Consider the following 16,188-nt stretch of genomic DNA (forward strand, 5'->3'; position numbering starts at 1 on the left):
ATGCCGGTTACCGTACTGCTCGTCGATGACGAACCCCTGGTGCGCGCGGGTCTGCGCGCCGTCCTGGAAGCCCAGCCCGACATCGAAGTGGTGGGCGAGGCGGCCGACGGCGCCTCGGTCGTCCCGCTCGTACGGCAGCTGCGGCCCGACGTGGTGGCGATGGATGTGCGGATGCCGCTGCTCGACGGGATCGAGGCGACCCGGGCGGTCCTGCGGACGGTGGATTCCCCGCCGAAGATCCTCGTGGTCACGACCTTCGAGAACGACGAGTACGTCTACCAGGCGCTGCGGGCGGGCGCGGACGGGTTCCTGCTCAAGCGGGCGCGCCCCTCGGAGATCGTGCACGCGGTACGGCTCGTGGCGGAGGGCGAGACGCTGCTCTTCCCGGCCGCGGTGCGGGCCCTGGCCGCGGAGTACGGCAACCGGCAGGCCCGGGCCATGCTGGAGCGGGCGGCCCTGACCGAGCGGGAGGAGGCGGTGCTGCGGCTCATGGCCCGGGGCCTGACCAATGTGGAGATCGCGGGCGAGCTGATCATCGGAGCGGAGACGGTCAAGTCCCACGTCAGTGCGATCCTGGCGAAGCTGGGGGCGCGGGACCGGACCCAGGCGGTGATCACGGCGTACGAGTCGGGCTTCGTCGCGCCGGCCTGAGGGAAGGGGCCCGTTCCGGCCGATGGGGGGCCGCTTCTCGCCACTGTGGGGGGCGCGCAGTACGATCCGGCTGACACGCTCGCCGGCTGGGAGGACACACGTTGGGGCAGCTGACCGGCGGGGACCCGTCCCTGCTCCGGCGGATCAACTCCGCCGTGGTGCTCCGGGCACTGCGCGCGGCCGGATCGCCGACCCTCACCGATCTCACCCGGGTGACCGGGCTCTCCCGGCCGACCGTCGAGGGAGTCGTCGAAGGGCTGATCGGGACCGGGCTCGTCGTCGAGGCCGACGCCGAGGAAGGCGCGCGCCGGCAGGGACGTCCTGCGCGAAGGTTCCGGTTCCGGGCCGAGGCGGGGCATCTGCTCGGCATCGAGATCGGCTCGCACCGGATCGCGGTACTGCTGTCCGGGCTGGACGGGCGGGTGATCGGCGCCGGCACCAAGGAGGTCGCCGAGGCGGCCTCGGCCGACGAACGGCTGGAACGGGTACGGGCGGCGGTCGCGGACCTGCTGCGCCGGGCCGGGATCCCGCGCGACTCGCTCCGGGCGGTCGGCGTCGGCAGCCCCGGGATCGTGGAGGCGGACGGCACGGTCCGCCTCGGCACGGCGCTGCCCGGCTGGACCGGGCTGCCGCTCGGGGACCGGCTGCGGCGCTCGTTCCGCTGCCCGGTGCAGGTGGAGAACGACGCCAACGCGGCGGCGGTCGCCGAGCACTGGAAGGGTGCCGCGCGGGACACCGACGACATGGTGTTCGTGATGGCGGGGCTCAGCCCGGGCGCGGGCTCGCTGATCGGCGGCCGGCTGCACCGCGGCTTCGGCGGGGCGGCCGGCGAGATCGGCGCCCTGCACCTCCTGGGCCGGGAGGCCACCCCCGAGAAGCTGCTGTCCACCACCGGCGAACCGCTGCACCCGCTGGACGAAACCGCCGTCGCCGAGGTCTTCTCGATGGCCCGGCGAGGCGACGAGCACGCGGTCGCCGCCGTACAGCGGTTCATCCAGCGGCTCGTCCACGACGTGGCGGCGCTGGTCCTGGCGATGGATCCGGAGCTGGTCGTCGTCGGCGGCTGGGCCGCCGGCCTGGACGGAATCCTGGACCCCCTCCGCCAGGAGCTGGAGCGCTACTGCCTGCGTCCGCCGCGGGTGGCCCTCTCCCTGCTCGGCGAAGCCGCGGTGGCCACCGGGGCGCTGCGGCTCGCGCTCGACCACGTCGAGGAAGAGCTCTTCGCGGTGGAGAAGACGGTCACCGCCCGCCAACGCTGACAAGCGGCTCACCCGTCGGCCGGACAGGGCCTTCCGACGGGTGTCCGCGTGTGGCGGGGACCGGTTCGGGCTGGTTCAGGAGGCGACGCGCGGCTCGTGGGTGATCTCGACGTCACCCGAGTCGCCGAAGGTCAGGCGGCAGGTGTCGGCGCGGTAGGTGGCCACCGAGACGGCGGCGGTGCCCGCGGCGGTGAAGTACCGCGTGGTGACCAGGAGGACCGGGGCGCCGGGCAGGCGGTCCAACTCCTTGGCGTCGTCGGCCCGGGCGGAGCCGAGCTCCACCGAGCGGTCCTGGCCGTCCAGGACGAGGCGCTGGAGTTCGCGCAGGACGGCGCGGGCGCGGGCGGGTCCGCTCGGGGCCTCGATGGCGGTGAGTCCGGGCACGGAGGCGGCCGGGACGTAGAGCAGTTCGGCGGCGACGACCTGCCCGTGGGTGACCCGGGTCCGGCGGACGGTGTGGACCGGCTGGTCCGCGGCGAAGGCCTCACCCGCGCCAGCAGCCGCGCCCGCACCGACAGCCCCACCCGCAGCGAGGAGCTTGAGGACCGCGGCCGACGGAAGTCCCTCGCCCGCGTCCACCGGCTCCCAGCCGTCGACGCCCTCACCGGGCCATCCGTGCTGCGTGCTGCCGACGGCGACGCCGACCCGCGGCGGGGCGACCGTCGTACCGACACCGCGGCGCCGCTGCAGACGGCCTTCGAGCTCGAGCTGCTCCAGGGCCTGACGCAGCGTCGCGCGGGCCACTCCGAAACGGGCTGCGAGCTCACGCTCGTTGGGCAGCACCTCGCCGACGGCGAAGTCCTGGTCGAGCGCCTCGCTGAGGACGGTCTTGAGGTGCCAGTACTTCGGCTCCGGCACCGTTTCGAGCTGCGTGGTCCCCACCCTGAATCCTCCTGCCATCGCTGCACTCGCCGTGTGTTCCAGCGGCAGTTCCGCGCCCTTGTTTATTAAAGGTTCCTGCACTATCCCTGCGACGATAGGACGGTGCACCCCCTTGGTCAAGACCAATGCTCAGGCCTTTGCCGGGCAGACCGGGCATGGGTATCAAGCCGTTCACGGGATGTTCTCGTCCAGCCGGAAAGGCTCAAAGCCTTGTAGTCAAGGGCTACCGGACGGTAATCATGGCGGTGGGCACTACTGACAGCCCGTCTCGTACGCGTCCACCCCACCCGACGAGGAGCAGCATGACCGCCACGGTCTCGTTCACCATCGATTCGCCGCTGGGCCCGCGCACCGCCACCGTCGCCTATGAGCGCAAGGGCGCGGGCGAACCGCTTCTCCTCCTGCACGGCATCGGCCACCACCTCCAGGCCTGGCACCCGGTGACCGACATCCTGGCCGCCGAGCACGACGTGATCGCCGTCGACCTGCCCGGCTTCGGCGTCTCGGAGCCGCTGCCCGAGGGGGTCCCGTACGACCTGGGCACCGTCGCCCCCGCCCTGGGAGCGCTCTGCGCCGCGCTCGGCGTCGAGCGCCCGCACGTGGCGGGCAACTCGCTCGGCGGCCTGCTCGCGCTCGAAATGGGCCGGATCGGCCTGGCCGGCTCGGTCACCGCGCTCTCCCCCGCCGGGTTCTGGACCGAGGGCGAGCGCCGCTACGCCTTCGCCACCCTCCTCGCGATGCGCGCCGGCGCCAAGGCGCTGCCCCGCCCTGCGCTGGAGCGGCTCGCGCGCGCCGCCGCCGGCCGGGCCGCGCTCACCGGCACCATCTACGCCCGCCCGGCGCGCCGTTCGCCGGACGCCGTGGTCGCCGAGACCCTCGCCCTGCGCGATGCCACAGGATTCGAGAAGACCCTGGCCGCGGGCGGTTCCGTACGGTTCACCGACGACGTGCCCGGCCTGCCCGTCACCATCGCCTGGGGCACGCGCGACCGGCTGCTCCTGCGCCGCCAGGGCGTGCGCGCCAAGCACACGGTCCCCGGCGCCCGCCTGGTGCGGCTCCCGGGCTGCGGCCACGTACCGATGAGCGACGATCCCGCGCTGGTCGCCCGGGTCGTCCTGGACACGGCCCGCAGCGCGGCAACGCGGAGGGCCGCCTGAGCTGCTGACGGCTGTTCATCCGGGGTTCGCGTGGCGGACGCGACCGGGCCGGGGTGCGGCGGCACGCTGGTCCGGCCCCGATCTCGCCGCCCCCTGGAGACCCACCGATGGCATCGAACCCGCACACCCGACGGACCCTGCTCGGCGGTTCCCTCGCCCTGTCCTCCGCGCTGCTCGCCGCCCCGGCGCTCGCCGCCCCCGCCTTCGCCCGCTCGGGGCGCCCGCAGGCGCTCTGGGGCGTGCAGTCCGGCGAGATCACCGCGCACTCGGCCACCGTCTGGACCCGCTCCGACCGCCCCGCGCGGATGTACGTCGACACCTCCCCGAGCGAGGCGTTCCGCTACGCCGTACGCCGCCACCGCGGCCCGCTGCTCGGCCCGTCCGGCGACTTCACCGGCACCACCGTCCTGCGTGACCTGCCGCCCGGCCGGCAGATCCACTACCGGGTGGTCCTCGCCGACCCCGACGACCCGCGCCGCACGGGCGAGCCGGTCTGCGGCACCTTCCGCACCACCCCCGCCTCCCGCCGCCACGACGTGCGCTTCCTGTGGTCGGGCGACCTGGCGGGCCAGGGCTGGGGCATCAACCCCGACCTCGGCGGCTACCGCGTGTTCGAGGAGATGCGGCTGCGCGACCCCGACTTCTTCCTCTTCAGCGGGGACACGATCTACGCCGACGGGCCGATCCAGGCCGCCGTCCCCCTGCGCGACGGCGGCGTCTGGCGCAACGTCACCACGGAGGAGAAGTCGAAGGTCGCCGAGACCCTCGCCGAGTTCCGCGGGAACTTCCGCTACAACCTGCTCGACCGCAACCTGCGCGAGTTCAACGCCCAGGTCCCGGTCCTCGCCCAGTGGGACGACCACGAGGTGCGCAACAACTGGTACCCGGGCCAGCTGATCGAGGACCCCCGCTACACCGTCAGAGACGCCGACGTCCTCGCCGCCCGGGCCCGCCGGGCCTTCGGCGAGTACTTCCCCGTCACCGACCTGCGCGGCGGCCGCGCAGAGGGCCGGATGTACCGCGTGATGCGCTACGGCCCGCTGCTCGACGTCTTCGTGCTCGACATGCGCACCTACCGGGGCGCCAACTCCCCCGGCACCCAGACCGAGGACCCCATCGGCATCCTCGGCCCCGAGCAGCTGGCCTGGATCAAGCGGGAGCTGTCGCGCTCCCGCGCCACCTGGAAGGTCATCGCCGCCGACATGCCGCTGGGCATCGTCGTCGCCGACGGCGCGGCGAACTTCGAGGCCGTGGCCCAGGGCGACCCCGGAGCCCCGCTGGGCCGTGAGCTCCAGATCGCCGAACTCCTGCGCCACATCAAGCACCAGCGCATCACCGGCACCCTGTGGCTCACCGCCGACGTGCACTACACGGCCGCGAACCACTACGCGCCCGAGCGGGCGGCCTTCACCGACTTCGCGCCGTTCTGGGAGTTCGTGTCCGGCCCGATCGGCGCCGGCGGCTTCCCGGCCGGGCGGCTCGACGCCACCTTCGGCCCGGAGACGGCGTTCGTGCAGTCGGCCCCGCTCGCCAACATGTCGCCCTCGGAGAACCCCCCGTACTACGGCGAGGCCGACATCGACGGCAGCAGCGGAGAACTCACCGTCCGGCTGCGGCGCCAAGGCGGCGGCGTGCTGTTCACCAGGACGCTCCAGCCCGGCCGCGTGGGCCAGTGAGCACACGAAACCGGGAAAACTGTGTGAAATCGACCAGATGGACACTTAACCAGCCGGTCACAGATCGTTCGTGATCACGCAACACCCCTGCGTCACAGTGGTCTGCATGACTGACCGTAGTGTTACCCCCGCCCAGCGTCTCCACCGCCACCACTGGCGTCGCGACGTCGTCGAACTCGCCGCGCTCTTCTGCGCCGTCGCGGTCGCCGACGCCATCGCCAATCTCGTCGTGCACGGCCCGAGGGGCCCGGTCCTGCTGGTCGCCTCGGCCGTCGCACTCCTGGTCACCGCCGCCTTCCACACCTGGTGGGCACGGCGCCACAGCCATGCGCCGCCGCCGGAGAGCACAGCGCCGAGCGATCCGACCCCGCCGGCCACCACCCCCGGCGCGACCGCTTCCACCTCGGCCCTGTGGCGGATGCGCACGACCGTCCGTGACGAACCCGGCTCCCTGGCCGCGCTCTGCACCGCCCTCGCCCGCAACGGGGTCGACATCCTCACCCTCCAGACGCACCCGCTCCCCGAGGGCGGCACCGTCGACGAGTTCCTGCTGCGCGCCCCGCAGCAGCTGCCCTCCGCCGATCTGACCCGCGCCATCGCCCAGGCCGGCGGCCACAACACCTGGATCGAGCGCGCCGACGCCCACGACCTGGTCGACACCCCGACCCGCGTACTGGGCCTGGCCACCCGGACCGCCCTGGACGCCGCCGAACTCCCCCTCGCCCTGCGCCAGCTCCTGGGCCGGTGCACGATCCACTCCATCCCGGCGACCACCCTCTCGGGCCGCCCCAACTCCGGAGCCGACGCCCCGGTCGAGGGAGTCCTGGAGGCCACGGTCATGCGGCTGCGCGACCCCTCGGGCGGCGCGATCAGCGTGGAGAGGCCCCACTTGCCGTTCACCCCGACCGAGTTCGCCCGTGCCCGCGCCCTGGTCGAACTCGACGCCCGCCTCGGCCCGCGCGTGCCCCGCAGCCAGGACGTGCTGACCCTGCCCGAGGGCAACGAGATCACCGTGCGCCGCGCCGACGGTTCCGACCAGGCGGCGGCCCGCGCGATGCACGACCGCTGCTCGGAGCGCACCCTCGGCCTGCGCTACCACGGCCCCGTCGCCGATGCCGACGCCTACCTCGGCCACCTGCTGAGCCCCCGCTTCGGCCGCACCCTCGCCGCCACCACCGCCTCCGGCAGGCTCGTCGCCCTCGGCCACCTGCTGTGGGACGGGGACGAAACCGAGGTCGCCCTGCTCATCGAGGACGAGTGGCAGCGCCGCGGCATCGGCTCCGAACTGCTGCGCCGGCTCATCGCCATGGCCGTCGAGGCCGGCTGCGACAGCGTGTACGCCGTCACCCGGGCCTCCAACACCGGCATGGTCGCCGCCATGCGCGGCCTGGGCCTGCCCCTCGACTACCAGATCGAGGAGGGCACCCTGGTGATCACGGCCCGGCTGGACGCCACCCCGGTCAGCCCGCGCCTCCCGTACGAACTCCCGTACGAACTCCCGCGCGGGCAGCAGGGCCCCCGCCACCGGCACTGACACCGGCCGCGACGGCCCGACGCCGAGCGGCACGCCCCGGTCCCCCTCCGCCCGTACCAGAGGGTGGACCGGGCCGCTCACGTCAGCAGACCGGCGTCAAACGGTGATGACGTGACCGCATTTCGCATACGAAGATGTCCCCATGTCAGAGACCCTCCACAACGGCAGCGACAGCAGGCTGCCCCGCCAGGTGGCCGACGCGTACGTCGACGATCTGATCGCCCTCGACCCGATCACCGGTACCTACCTCGGTGTCGCCGCGAGCTCCGGCAAGCTCCCGGACTTCTCCCCGGCCGGCCGCGCGGCCGTCGCGGAACTCTCCCGCACCACCCTCGCCCGCCTCGACGCCGCCGAGCGGCTCCCCGGCGCCGACAGCGACGCCGAGCGCCGCTGCGCCCGCCTGCTGCGCGAGCGCCTCACGGCCGAACTCGCCGTCCACGAGGCCGACGAGGACCTTTGCGCGGTCAGCAACATCCACAGCCCCGCGCACTCCGTCCGCGAGGTCTTCACGCTGACCCCCGCCGACACCGACGAGGACTGGGCGGCGATCGCCGAGCGGCTGCGCGCCGTACCGGCCGCGCTCGCCGGCTACCGCGAGGGCCTGGGCCTCGGTCTTGAGCGCGGCCTGTACGGCGGCCCGCGCGCCACCGCCACCATGATCGGCCAGCTCACCGCCTGGGCCGGCCAGGACGGCGGCGAGCCCGCCTTCTTCGAGGACTTCGCCTCCGCCGGCCCGGACGCCCTGCGCGCCGAGCTCGACGAGGCGGCCGCCGCCGCGACCGCCTCCGTAGCCGAACTGCGCGACTGGATGGAGTCGGTGTACGCCCCGGCCGTCGAGGGCAAGCCGGACACCGTCGGCCGCGAGCGGTACGCTCGCTGGTCGCGGTACTTCAACGGCACCGACCTGGACCTGGACGAGGCCTACGCCTACGGCTGGTCCGAATACCACCGGCTGCTGGCCGAGATGAAGACCGAGGCGGCCAAGATCCTTCCGGGCGCCGGCCCCTGGGACGCGCTGCGCCACCTCGACGAGCACGGCACCCACATCGAGGGCGTGGACGAGGTCCAGGCCTGGCTGCAGGGCATCATGGACGAGGCCATCGAGAACCTCGACGGCACGCACTTCGAACTCGCCGAGCGGGTGCGCAGGGTGGAGTCCCGGATCGCCCCGCCGGGCGGCGCCGCGGCCCCGTACTACACCTCCCCCTCGGAGGACTTCTCCCGTCCGGGCCGCACCTGGCTGCCCACCATGGGCCAGACCCGCTTCCCCGTGTACGACCTGGTCTCGACCTGGTACCACGAGGGCGTGCCGGGCCACCACCTCCAGCTCGCGCAGTGGACGCACGTGGCGGACCAGCTCTCCCGCTACCAGGCCAGCGTCGGCCTCGTCAGCGCCAACGCCGAGGGCTGGGCTCTGTACGCGGAGCGGCTGATGGACGAGCTGGGCTACCTCAAGGACGCGGAGCAGCGCCTGGGCTACCTGGACTGCCAGATGATGCGCGCGGCGCGGGTCATCGTGGACATCGGCATGCACCTGGGCCTGGAGATCCCCGCGGACTCGCCGTTCCACCCGGGCGAGACCTGGACTCCCGGTCTCGCGCAGGAGTTCTTCGGCCTGCACAGCGGCCGGCCCGCGGACTTCGTCGAGAGCGAGCTGACCCGGTACCTGTCGATGCCCGGTCAGGCGATCGGCTACAAGCTGGGCGAGCGCGCCTGGCTGCTGGGCCGGGACAACGCCCGGGCCGCGCACGGCGACTCCTTCGACCTGAAGGCCTGGCACATGGCGGCGCTGTCGCAGGGTTCGCTGGGACTGGACGACCTGGTGGACGAGCTCTCGAAGCTCTGATTCCCGACGCCGCAAGGGCCGCACCCCCGTGAGGTGCGGCCCTTGCGCATGTCCGGGCGGTTCAGCAGCCGCAGTCGTCCGAGTCGGTGGGGGCGGTCAGCGGGTCGGCCTCGGCGCGCTGCTCGCTGCCCTGCCAGGTCTCGACCTCGAAGCCCTCGCGGATCCAGTACTCGATGCCGCCGAGCATCTCCTTGACCTGGAAGCCGAGTTCGGCCAGGGCCAGTGCGGATCGGGCGCCTCCGTTGCAGCCCGGGCCCCAGCAGTAGGTCACCACGGGCAGGTTCTTGTCGAGGAGCCGCTCGGCCTGCTCGGGGATGAGCGCGGTGGGCAGGTGGACGGCGCCGGGCACGTGGGCCTGGTCCCACGAGGGCGTGGAGCGGGAGTCGATCAGCTGGAAGCCGAGCTCGGCGCCCTGCTCGCGGTGGGCCTTGAAGGCGGCGGCGACATCCGACACGTCGGCGTGGAAGGCGAGGCTCGCCGCGAAGTAGGCGGCGGCCTCGGCCGGAGAGGCCGGGGCCACCCGCAGGACGGGGTTGGCGGCGGTCGCGGTCGAGGTGTTCCGTGTCGTCGTCATGGCTCAAAATCTACGATCTGTTGAAGAACCCCGGAAGTGGATTTCCCCGGCCTTTTTCTTGTCCGGCCGGGGAATCCCCTGCTAGACCTGCCATATGACCGACTATTACCCCGACGCCACCGACTGGCGGATCCTCGAAGCCCTCCAGCGGGACGGCCGCGCCAGCTTCACCGAGCTCGCCCGCACCGTATCGATGTCCGCGAGCGCCGTCACCGAGCGGGTCCGCCGCCTGGAGGAGGCCGGCGTCATCACCGGCTACACGGCCGTGGTGGACCCGGAGAAGCTCGGCAAGTCGATCCTGGCCCTGGTCCGGCTGCGCTATCCGCACGGCAACTACAAGCCGTTCCACGACTTCCTCGACGCCACCTCCGAGATCCTGGAGGCCCACCACGTCACCGGTGACGACTGCTTCGTCCTCAAGGTCGCCGCCCGCTCGATGGGACACCTGGAGGAGGTCACGGGCCGGATCTCCGGCCTCGGCTCGGTGACGACGAGCATCGTGTACTCCTCGCCCCTGCCCCGCAGGCCGCTCAGTCCGTGAGCGACGCCGCGGTGCGGTGGCGCACCACCGAGCCCCCGCGCTGCTTGACGATCTCCAGCTGTGCCTGCACCCGGGTCCGCAGATCGGCCACGTGGCTGACGATGCCGACGCTGCGGTCCCGTTCGCGCAGCGAGTCCAGTACGTCGAGCACCTCGTCGAGCGCCTGGTCGTCGAGGCTGCCGAACCCCTCGTCGATGAAGAGGGTGTCCAGGCGCATGCCGCCCGCCTCGTCGGTGACCACGTCGGCCAGCCCCAGGGCGAGGGCGAGCGAGGCGAAGAAGGTCTCGCCGCCCGACAGCGTGGCCGTGTCCCGCTCGCTGCCGGTCCAGGCGTCGACCACGTGCAGCCCGAGGCCGGACCGGCCCCGCCCGCCGGCCCGCGCGTCGGAGTGGACCAGCGTGTAGCGGCCGCCGGACATCCGCAGCAGCCGTACCGTCGCAGCAGCGGCGACCTGCTCCAGGCGGGCGGCCAGTACGTACGCCTCCAGCCGCATCTTGCGCTCGTTGTCGGCGGAGGTGCCGGCGGTGAGTCCGGCCAGCCGGGCCACCCGTTCGTAGGCCTCGCGCAGCGGGCCCAGGGCGCGCAGTTCCTGCTCGGCCTGCCGGGAGAGCCGGTCGAGCTCGGCGCACCGGACGCGGGCCGCGTCGAAGGCGGACCCGGCCGTACGAAGCTTCGCCGCGGCCTGGGCGGCGTACGCCTCGGCCTGCTCCGGTTCGGCCGGAGGCCGGGTTGCCGCGGCGGCCGTGTCGCTCTCGGCGAGGCGGTCCGCCAGCATGGCTTCTTCTGCCTGCCAGGCGTCCATCCGGCGCTGGAGCGCGGTGCGTTCGTACTCCGGGAGCACCGCATCGGCGGCGGCCTCGACGGTGTCGAAGCCGGCCTTGAAGGCGGCGTCGGCGAGCTGGTCGTCGGCCTCTTTCAGCCGGGCGGCGGTGGTCTCGGCCCGGCGCAGCGCGGTGGCGGCCGCCGAGACCATGCGGACCCGGTCCTCCAGGGTCCGGGCGCGGGCCGCGACGGTCGGTGCGTCGGCCCGCACGAGGGCGAGCTCCGCCTCCAGCGCGGCCTGTTCCCGGTCGAGTTGTTCGCGGTGGGAGGCCCGGGCCGCGGCCCGGCGCTCGGCGTCGAGCCGGTCGGCGCTGCGTGCCGCGTGCTCGCGCTCGGCGCGGGCGAGCTGCTCGCGGGCCGCGTGGAGTCCGGCGGCCGCGGCGTGCGCGGCGGCGTGCCGGGAGCTCAGGTCCGCGGTCAGGGCGAGGAGTTCGCCGGTGGTGGCGTCCCCGGCGGCGGCCGCGGCCTCGGCGCGGGCCTGCTCGTCGGCGGCCAGCCGGCGCTCGACGGCGGCCTTGGCTTCCTCGGCCTGCTCGAAGCGGGCGTGGGCGGCATCCTCGGCGGCGCGGTCCACGTGGCCGGGGGCCGGCCGGGCCGGAGCGGGGTGCTGCGACGATCCGCAGACGGCGCAGGCCTCCCCCGCCACCAGCGCCTCGGCGAGCTCGGCGGCGATCCCGCGCAGCCGGGCCTCCTTGAGCTCCAGCCAGTGCTCCCGGGCGGCGGCCGACTCCTCGCGTGCGCGGAGCAGTCCGGCCGCGGCGCGCTCCGCGGCGGCGGCCAGCTCGTCGCGCCGCCGGGCTGCGTTCAGCTGCAGCCGGGCGGGCTCCAGCTTGCCCGCGATCTGCTCGGCCAGGGTCGCGGCCTGCTGGGCGGCGTCCACGCGGGCGTGCAGGGCGGCCCGGGTGGCGTCCCAGCGCTCCAGCCACTCCGCGGACTCCCGGTGCTGCTCCTCGGCGGCCCGGGACTCCCGTTCCAGGTTGGCCCGCTCGCGGCCGATCGCGGCGCTGCGCTGCTCGGCCCGGTGGGCGGCGCCGAGCGCGCCGAGCTCCTCGCGCAGCCGCTGCTCCTCCGTGGCCAGCTGCCCGGTTCCGGCGTCCTTCAGCGAGGCCGGGAGCGCGGCGCGGGCGGCCGTCTCGGCGTGCGCGGCGGCCAGGTGCCCGGCGGATGCCGCGCCGCGCAGCTCCAGGGCGGGAGCCACCAGTGCGCCGCGGCGGGCCCGGTCCAGCAGGGCGCGCACGCGCTCCCGCTCGGGGGCCGCCTCGGCGAGGACGGCCGCCCGGCGGGCGGTCTCCGCGTGCCGCCGCTGGAGCCGGTCGAGTTCCCGCGCGTCCTCGGCGGCCCGCCGGGCGGCGGCGTGCCGGCCCTCGACGGCGGCGAGCGCCCACTCGGCGACGGTGAGCCGCTCGCGCGCGGAGCAGCGGGCGACGGCGGCCCAGGCCCGGACGGCTCCGGCGAGTCCGGGGTCGCCGGGCTGGTGCCGGGGCAGCGGCCAGGCCCGCAGGTCCGCGCTGTCCCCGGCGGCCTGGGCGAGCCGCTGCGCGGTGTGCAGCACCTTCTCGTCCCCGGCGCGCACCTTGGCCTCGGCGGCCCGGCGGCGTTCACCGAGCAGGGCCTCGACGGCGGCGAAGCGGCGTGTGTCGAAGAGCCGGCCGAGGAGCCGGCCGCGGGCGGCCTCGTCGGCGCGCAGGAACCGCGCGAACTCGCCCTGCGGCAGGAGCACCACCTGGCAGAACTGCTCCCGGCTCATGCCGAGCAGCTGCTCGATCTCCTCGCCGATCTCCTGGTGCGAGCGGCTGAGCGGCTGCCAGCCCTCGGCGGTGTGCTCGCGCAGCCCGCTCTGCGCCTTGTCCTTGGTGGTGCCCGTGCCGCGCTTCTTGGGGCGGTCCTGCTCGGGTCGCCGGGTGATCTCCAGGCGGCGGCCGCCCGCGGTCAGTTCGAGGGTGACCTCGGTCGGGATGCCGGCGGCCGCGTGGTCGCTGCGCAGGCTGGTGCCGGGGGCCTGGCGGGCGCCGGGGACGGATCCGTACAGGGCGTAGCAGACGGCGTCCAGGACGGAGGTCTTGCCTGCGCCGGTGGGCCCGTGCAGCAGGAAGATCCCGGCGCCGGACAGGGCGTCGAAGTCGATGTCCTGGGGTTCGGCGAAGGGACCGAAGGCCGTGACCTTGAGCCGGTGCAGCCTCATCGGTGGGTCTCCTGACGGCTGTCGTCGGCCCGTACCTCGTCGAAGGCGCCCTGGAGGACGGCCCGTTCGGCCTCGTCCGGCTGGCCGCCGCCGCGTACGTGGGCGACGAAGTCCTCGGCGATCTCCTGGTCGCTGCGGCCCTTGAGCCGCTGGGCGTAGGAGGCGCCGGTCTCCTCTTCGCGGCCCTCGGGGTCGAAGGCGAGGCTGAGGGTGTGCGGGAAACGGGCGGCGAGCCGGGCCATGGGGTCGTCGGGGCGGACGGGGTCGGTGAGGGTGGCCTCGACCCAGGAGTCCTCGTGCTGCGCGTGCGCCGGGTCCTCCAGCAGTTCCTCCAGAGGTCCGCGCAGCCGGGCGAGGGCCCGCGGCACGGGGGTGTCGATCCGCTCGGCGGCGGCGATCTCGCCTTCGCCGCCCAGTTCGATCAGCCACATGCTCTTGCGGTGGCCGGCCTCGGAGAAGGAGTAGGCGAGCGGGGAACCGGAGTAGCGGACCCGTTCGTTGATCGTCTGGCAGCCGTGGAGGTGGCCGAGGGCGGCGTAGTCGACCCCGTCGAAGACGGAGGCGGGCACGGCCTCGACCCCGCCGACGGAGATGTCGCGCTCGCTGTCGCTGGCCTGTCCGCCGGTGACGAAGGCATGGGCGAGGACGATGGAGCGGGTGCCGGGCGCGCGGGCGGCGAGGTCGGCGCGGATCCGGTCCATGGCCGCGCCCAGCACCGCCTCGTGGCTCACCTTCTCGGCGTCGAACTGTTCCTTGACCAGGGCCGGTTCCAGGTACGGCAGCCCGTACAGCGCCACCTCGCCGTGTACGTCGGCCAGCACCACGGGGTCGGCGCAGCCGGCCGGGTCGGTCCTGAGGTGGATCCCGGCCCGGCCGATCAGCCCGGCCCCGACCCCGAGCCGGCGGGCGGAGTCGTGGTTGCCGGAGATCATCACGGTGGGCACCCCGAGCTCGGCGAGCCGGTGCAGGGCGCGGTCGTACAGCTCGACGGCGGGCAGCGGGGGCACGGCCCGGTCGTAGACGTCGCCGGCGACGAGGACGGCGTCGACCTCGTGTGCGCGTACGGTGTCGACGAGGTGGTCGACGAAGGCCGCCTGGGCGCCGAGCAGGTTCACGCGGTGGAAGGACCGGCCGAGGTGCCAGTCGGAGGTGTGCAGGAACTTCACTCGCCGGCCTCGCCGCACATACCGTCTCCCCCTGTGGTCTCCCGCTCCCGAACCCCTCTACGCTAACGCGTCCGGCCCGTCACTCAGGGCGCGTACGTCTCTCCGCCGAGGGTGAGGGCGGCACTGCCCGCCGTACTGTCGGCGAGCCAGGCCTCGAAGGCGGGCAGGTCCGCCTCGGGCAGGGCGACCTCGATCTCGACCGCGGCCCCGTAGCGCAGGTCCACCACGGTCCGGCCGGTGGAGCGCAGGTCGTTCTGGGTCTTGCCGGCGCGCTGGTGGTCGACGGTGACGGTGGCCAGCCGGTAGCGGCGGCGGGTGACGGTGCCGAGCGCGTCGAGGGCCTCGCCGACGACTCCGCCGTAGGCCCTGATCAGACCGCCCGCGCCGAGTTTCACACCGCCGTAGTAGCGGGTGACGACCGCGACCGCGTAGCGGATGTCGCGCCGCATGAGCATCTGCAGCATGGGCACTCCGGCGGTGCCGCCGGGCTCGCCGTCGTCACTGGCCTTCTGGACGGCCGCGTCGGCGCCGATCACGTAGGCGAAGCAGTTGTGCGTGGCGGTGGGGTGCTCCTTGCGGATGCGCGCGACGAAGTCCTGCGCCTCCTGCTCGGTCGCGGCGGGCGCGAGCGAGCACAGGAAGCGCGAGCGGTTGATCTCGGACTCGTGCACGCCCTCGCGGGACACCGTCACGTACTGGTCTGCCTTCACCGCTCCACCCTACGGGGAATCGGACACGTGTCCTTTCGGTTGATCCTTCAGCGCGCAGAGCGCGAAGAGCAGGGTCCGAAGAGCAGAGCCTGACCAGCAGGAGGCGGCACACGTGTACGGCGATCCGGCGACCATCCGAAAGATCCTCACCGAACTGGGCGACACCTGGGCCGTGGTGGGCCTCTCGAACAACCGGGACCGCGCGGCCTACGGGGTGGCGCGCGTCCTCCAGCAGTTCGGCAAGCGGGTGATCCCCGTGCACCCCAAGGCGGAGACGGTGCACGGGGAGCCCGGGTACGAGTCGCTGGAGGCGATCCCCTTCAAGGTGGACGTGGTGGACGTCTTCGTGAACAGCGAACTGGCCGGTCCGGTGGCCGACCAGGCGGCGGCCGTGGGGGCGGACGCCGTCTGGTTCCAGCTCGGCGTGATCGACGAGGCCGCTTTCGAGCGCACCCGCGCGGCCGGGCTGACCATGGTCATGGACCGCTGCCCGGCGATCGAGATCCCGGCGCTCTAGCCTCCGGTCACAGCACTAGATCGGCGCCGAGACCGGCGGCACCGACACCGCGAGGGTCATCTCCATCGGGACGGAGCCGTCGTTGCGGTAGCCGTGCGGGAGGTTGGCCTCGAAGGTGGCCGCGGCGCCGGCCGGGACACGGAACCGCTCCTCGCCGACCACCAGGGTCAGCTCCCCGGCCGTGACGTGCAGCATCTCGATGGTGCCGGAGGGGTGGGGGGCGGATTCCGTGGCCTCGCCCGGCACCAGGTGCCAGGTCCACAGCTCCATCGGCCCCCGTTCGTCGGTACCGATCAGCATGGTCGTCGAACTGCCCGCCTCGCTGGACCAGATCCGTACGGTCTGGTCCGGCGGGACGATCCGCACCTGCGGGCCACGGCCGTGGTCGAGGAGCGTGGAGATGCTGACGCCGAGCGCGTCGGCCAGTTTGACGGTCGTGCCGACACTGGGGTTCGTACGCGCCTGCTCGATCTGGATGATCATCCCGCGGCTCACTCCCGAACGCGCCGCGAGCGAGTCCAGGGTGAACCCGCGCTCTCCGCGCCACCGCTTGAGGTTCCGGGCGAGCGCCTGGGTGAGCTTTTCGAGATCCGACACATTCCGTCCAATATTTTGGATGACGCAGTCCAGTACAGTGAACTACCGTGCGGAGTGCTTGATGCTGCACCCCA

Annotated in this window: 14 protein-coding genes; 8 read left to right on the forward strand and 6 right to left on the reverse strand. The window is 73.7% G+C overall.

Features of this window, described 5'->3' with window-relative positions; translation table 11 throughout:
- Positions 1-651, forward strand: coding sequence for a response regulator (locus ACIPUC_RS11425; protein WP_446588761.1), 651 nt, complete (start codon positions 1-3; stop codon positions 649-651).
- Positions 652-752: 101 nt separating this feature from the next.
- Entirely contained in the window at positions 753-1,910 is a 1,158-nt protein-coding gene (locus tag ACIPUC_RS11430) for an ROK family transcriptional regulator (protein WP_446588763.1), read from the forward strand.
- Positions 1,911-1,985: 75 nt separating this feature from the next.
- On the opposite strand, the gene ACIPUC_RS11435 is transcribed toward ACIPUC_RS11430, so the two are convergent.
- A complete protein-coding gene (locus ACIPUC_RS11435; protein WP_446588765.1) occupies positions 1,986-2,792 on the reverse strand; it encodes a GntR family transcriptional regulator in 807 nt (268 codons plus the stop codon).
- Positions 2,793-3,094: 302 nt separating this feature from the next.
- On the opposite strand from ACIPUC_RS11435, the gene ACIPUC_RS11440 reads away from it, so the two are divergent.
- The 4 genes from ACIPUC_RS11440 to ACIPUC_RS11455 all read left to right on the forward strand — a co-directional run bounded on the left by ACIPUC_RS11440 (position 3,095) and on the right by ACIPUC_RS11455 (position 9,005).
- Positions 3,095-3,949, forward strand: a complete 855-nt coding sequence (locus ACIPUC_RS11440) for an alpha/beta fold hydrolase (RefSeq protein WP_446588767.1) — start codon at positions 3,095-3,097, stop codon at positions 3,947-3,949.
- A 107-nt stretch (positions 3,950-4,056) separates the two neighbouring features.
- Complete coding sequence (locus ACIPUC_RS11445) at positions 4,057-5,625, forward strand: alkaline phosphatase D family protein (protein WP_446588769.1); 1,569 nt, start codon at positions 4,057-4,059, stop codon at positions 5,623-5,625.
- Positions 5,626-5,731: 106 nt separating this feature from the next.
- The gene (locus ACIPUC_RS11450; RefSeq protein ID WP_446588771.1) at positions 5,732-7,159 is read left to right on the forward strand and encodes a GNAT family N-acetyltransferase; all 1,428 of its coding nucleotides are present in this window, start codon (positions 5,732-5,734) and stop codon (positions 7,157-7,159) included.
- A gap of 142 nt (positions 7,160-7,301) precedes the next feature.
- Complete coding sequence (locus tag ACIPUC_RS11455) at positions 7,302-9,005, forward strand: DUF885 domain-containing protein (protein ID WP_446588773.1); 1,704 nt, start codon at positions 7,302-7,304, stop codon at positions 9,003-9,005.
- Between the two features lie 61 nt (positions 9,006-9,066).
- Here the strand turns inward: ACIPUC_RS11455 and ACIPUC_RS11460 are convergent, their stop codons facing one another.
- A complete protein-coding gene (locus ACIPUC_RS11460; RefSeq protein ID WP_446588775.1) occupies positions 9,067-9,579 on the reverse strand; it encodes a rhodanese-like domain-containing protein in 513 nt (170 codons plus the stop codon).
- A 94-nt stretch (positions 9,580-9,673) separates the two neighbouring features.
- On the opposite strand from ACIPUC_RS11460, the gene ACIPUC_RS11465 reads away from it, so the two are divergent.
- Positions 9,674-10,120, forward strand: coding sequence for an Lrp/AsnC family transcriptional regulator (locus tag ACIPUC_RS11465; RefSeq protein ID WP_446588777.1), 447 nt, complete (start codon positions 9,674-9,676; stop codon positions 10,118-10,120).
- Here ACIPUC_RS11465 and ACIPUC_RS11470 read toward each other — a convergent pair.
- The 3 genes from ACIPUC_RS11470 to ACIPUC_RS11480 all read right to left on the reverse strand — a co-directional run bounded on the left by ACIPUC_RS11470 (position 10,110) and on the right by ACIPUC_RS11480 (position 15,000).
- Complete coding sequence (locus ACIPUC_RS11470) at positions 10,110-13,124, reverse strand: AAA family ATPase (protein WP_446588779.1); 3,015 nt, start codon at positions 13,122-13,124, stop codon at positions 10,110-10,112. The two genes, ACIPUC_RS11465 and ACIPUC_RS11470, sit on opposite strands and share 11 nt — an antisense overlap.
- On the reverse strand, positions 13,121-14,290 hold the full coding sequence (locus tag ACIPUC_RS11475; RefSeq protein ID WP_446588781.1) for an exonuclease SbcCD subunit D: 1,170 nt from the start codon (positions 14,288-14,290) through the stop codon (positions 13,121-13,123). The genes ACIPUC_RS11470 and ACIPUC_RS11475 overlap by 4 nt, the downstream gene beginning before the upstream one ends.
- Positions 14,291-14,373: 83 nt before the next feature.
- The gene (locus ACIPUC_RS11480) at positions 14,374-15,000 is read right to left on the reverse strand and encodes a YigZ family protein (protein WP_446588783.1); all 627 of its coding nucleotides are present in this window, start codon (positions 14,998-15,000) and stop codon (positions 14,374-14,376) included.
- Positions 15,001-15,112: 112 nt separating this feature from the next.
- On the opposite strand from ACIPUC_RS11480, the gene ACIPUC_RS11485 reads away from it, so the two are divergent.
- Positions 15,113-15,517: a CoA-binding protein gene (locus ACIPUC_RS11485; RefSeq protein ID WP_446588785.1), complete on the forward strand. Its 405-nt coding sequence runs from the start codon at positions 15,113-15,115 to the stop codon at positions 15,515-15,517.
- Positions 15,518-15,532: 15 nt separating this feature from the next.
- Here ACIPUC_RS11485 and ACIPUC_RS11490 read toward each other — a convergent pair whose 3' ends face one another.
- A complete protein-coding gene (locus ACIPUC_RS11490) occupies positions 15,533-16,114 on the reverse strand; it encodes a helix-turn-helix domain-containing protein (protein ID WP_446588787.1) in 582 nt (193 codons plus the stop codon).
- Positions 16,115-16,188: the final 74 nt, after the last annotated feature.

The sequence above is a fragment of the Streptomyces sp. LARHCF249 genome (genome assembly GCF_052871255.1).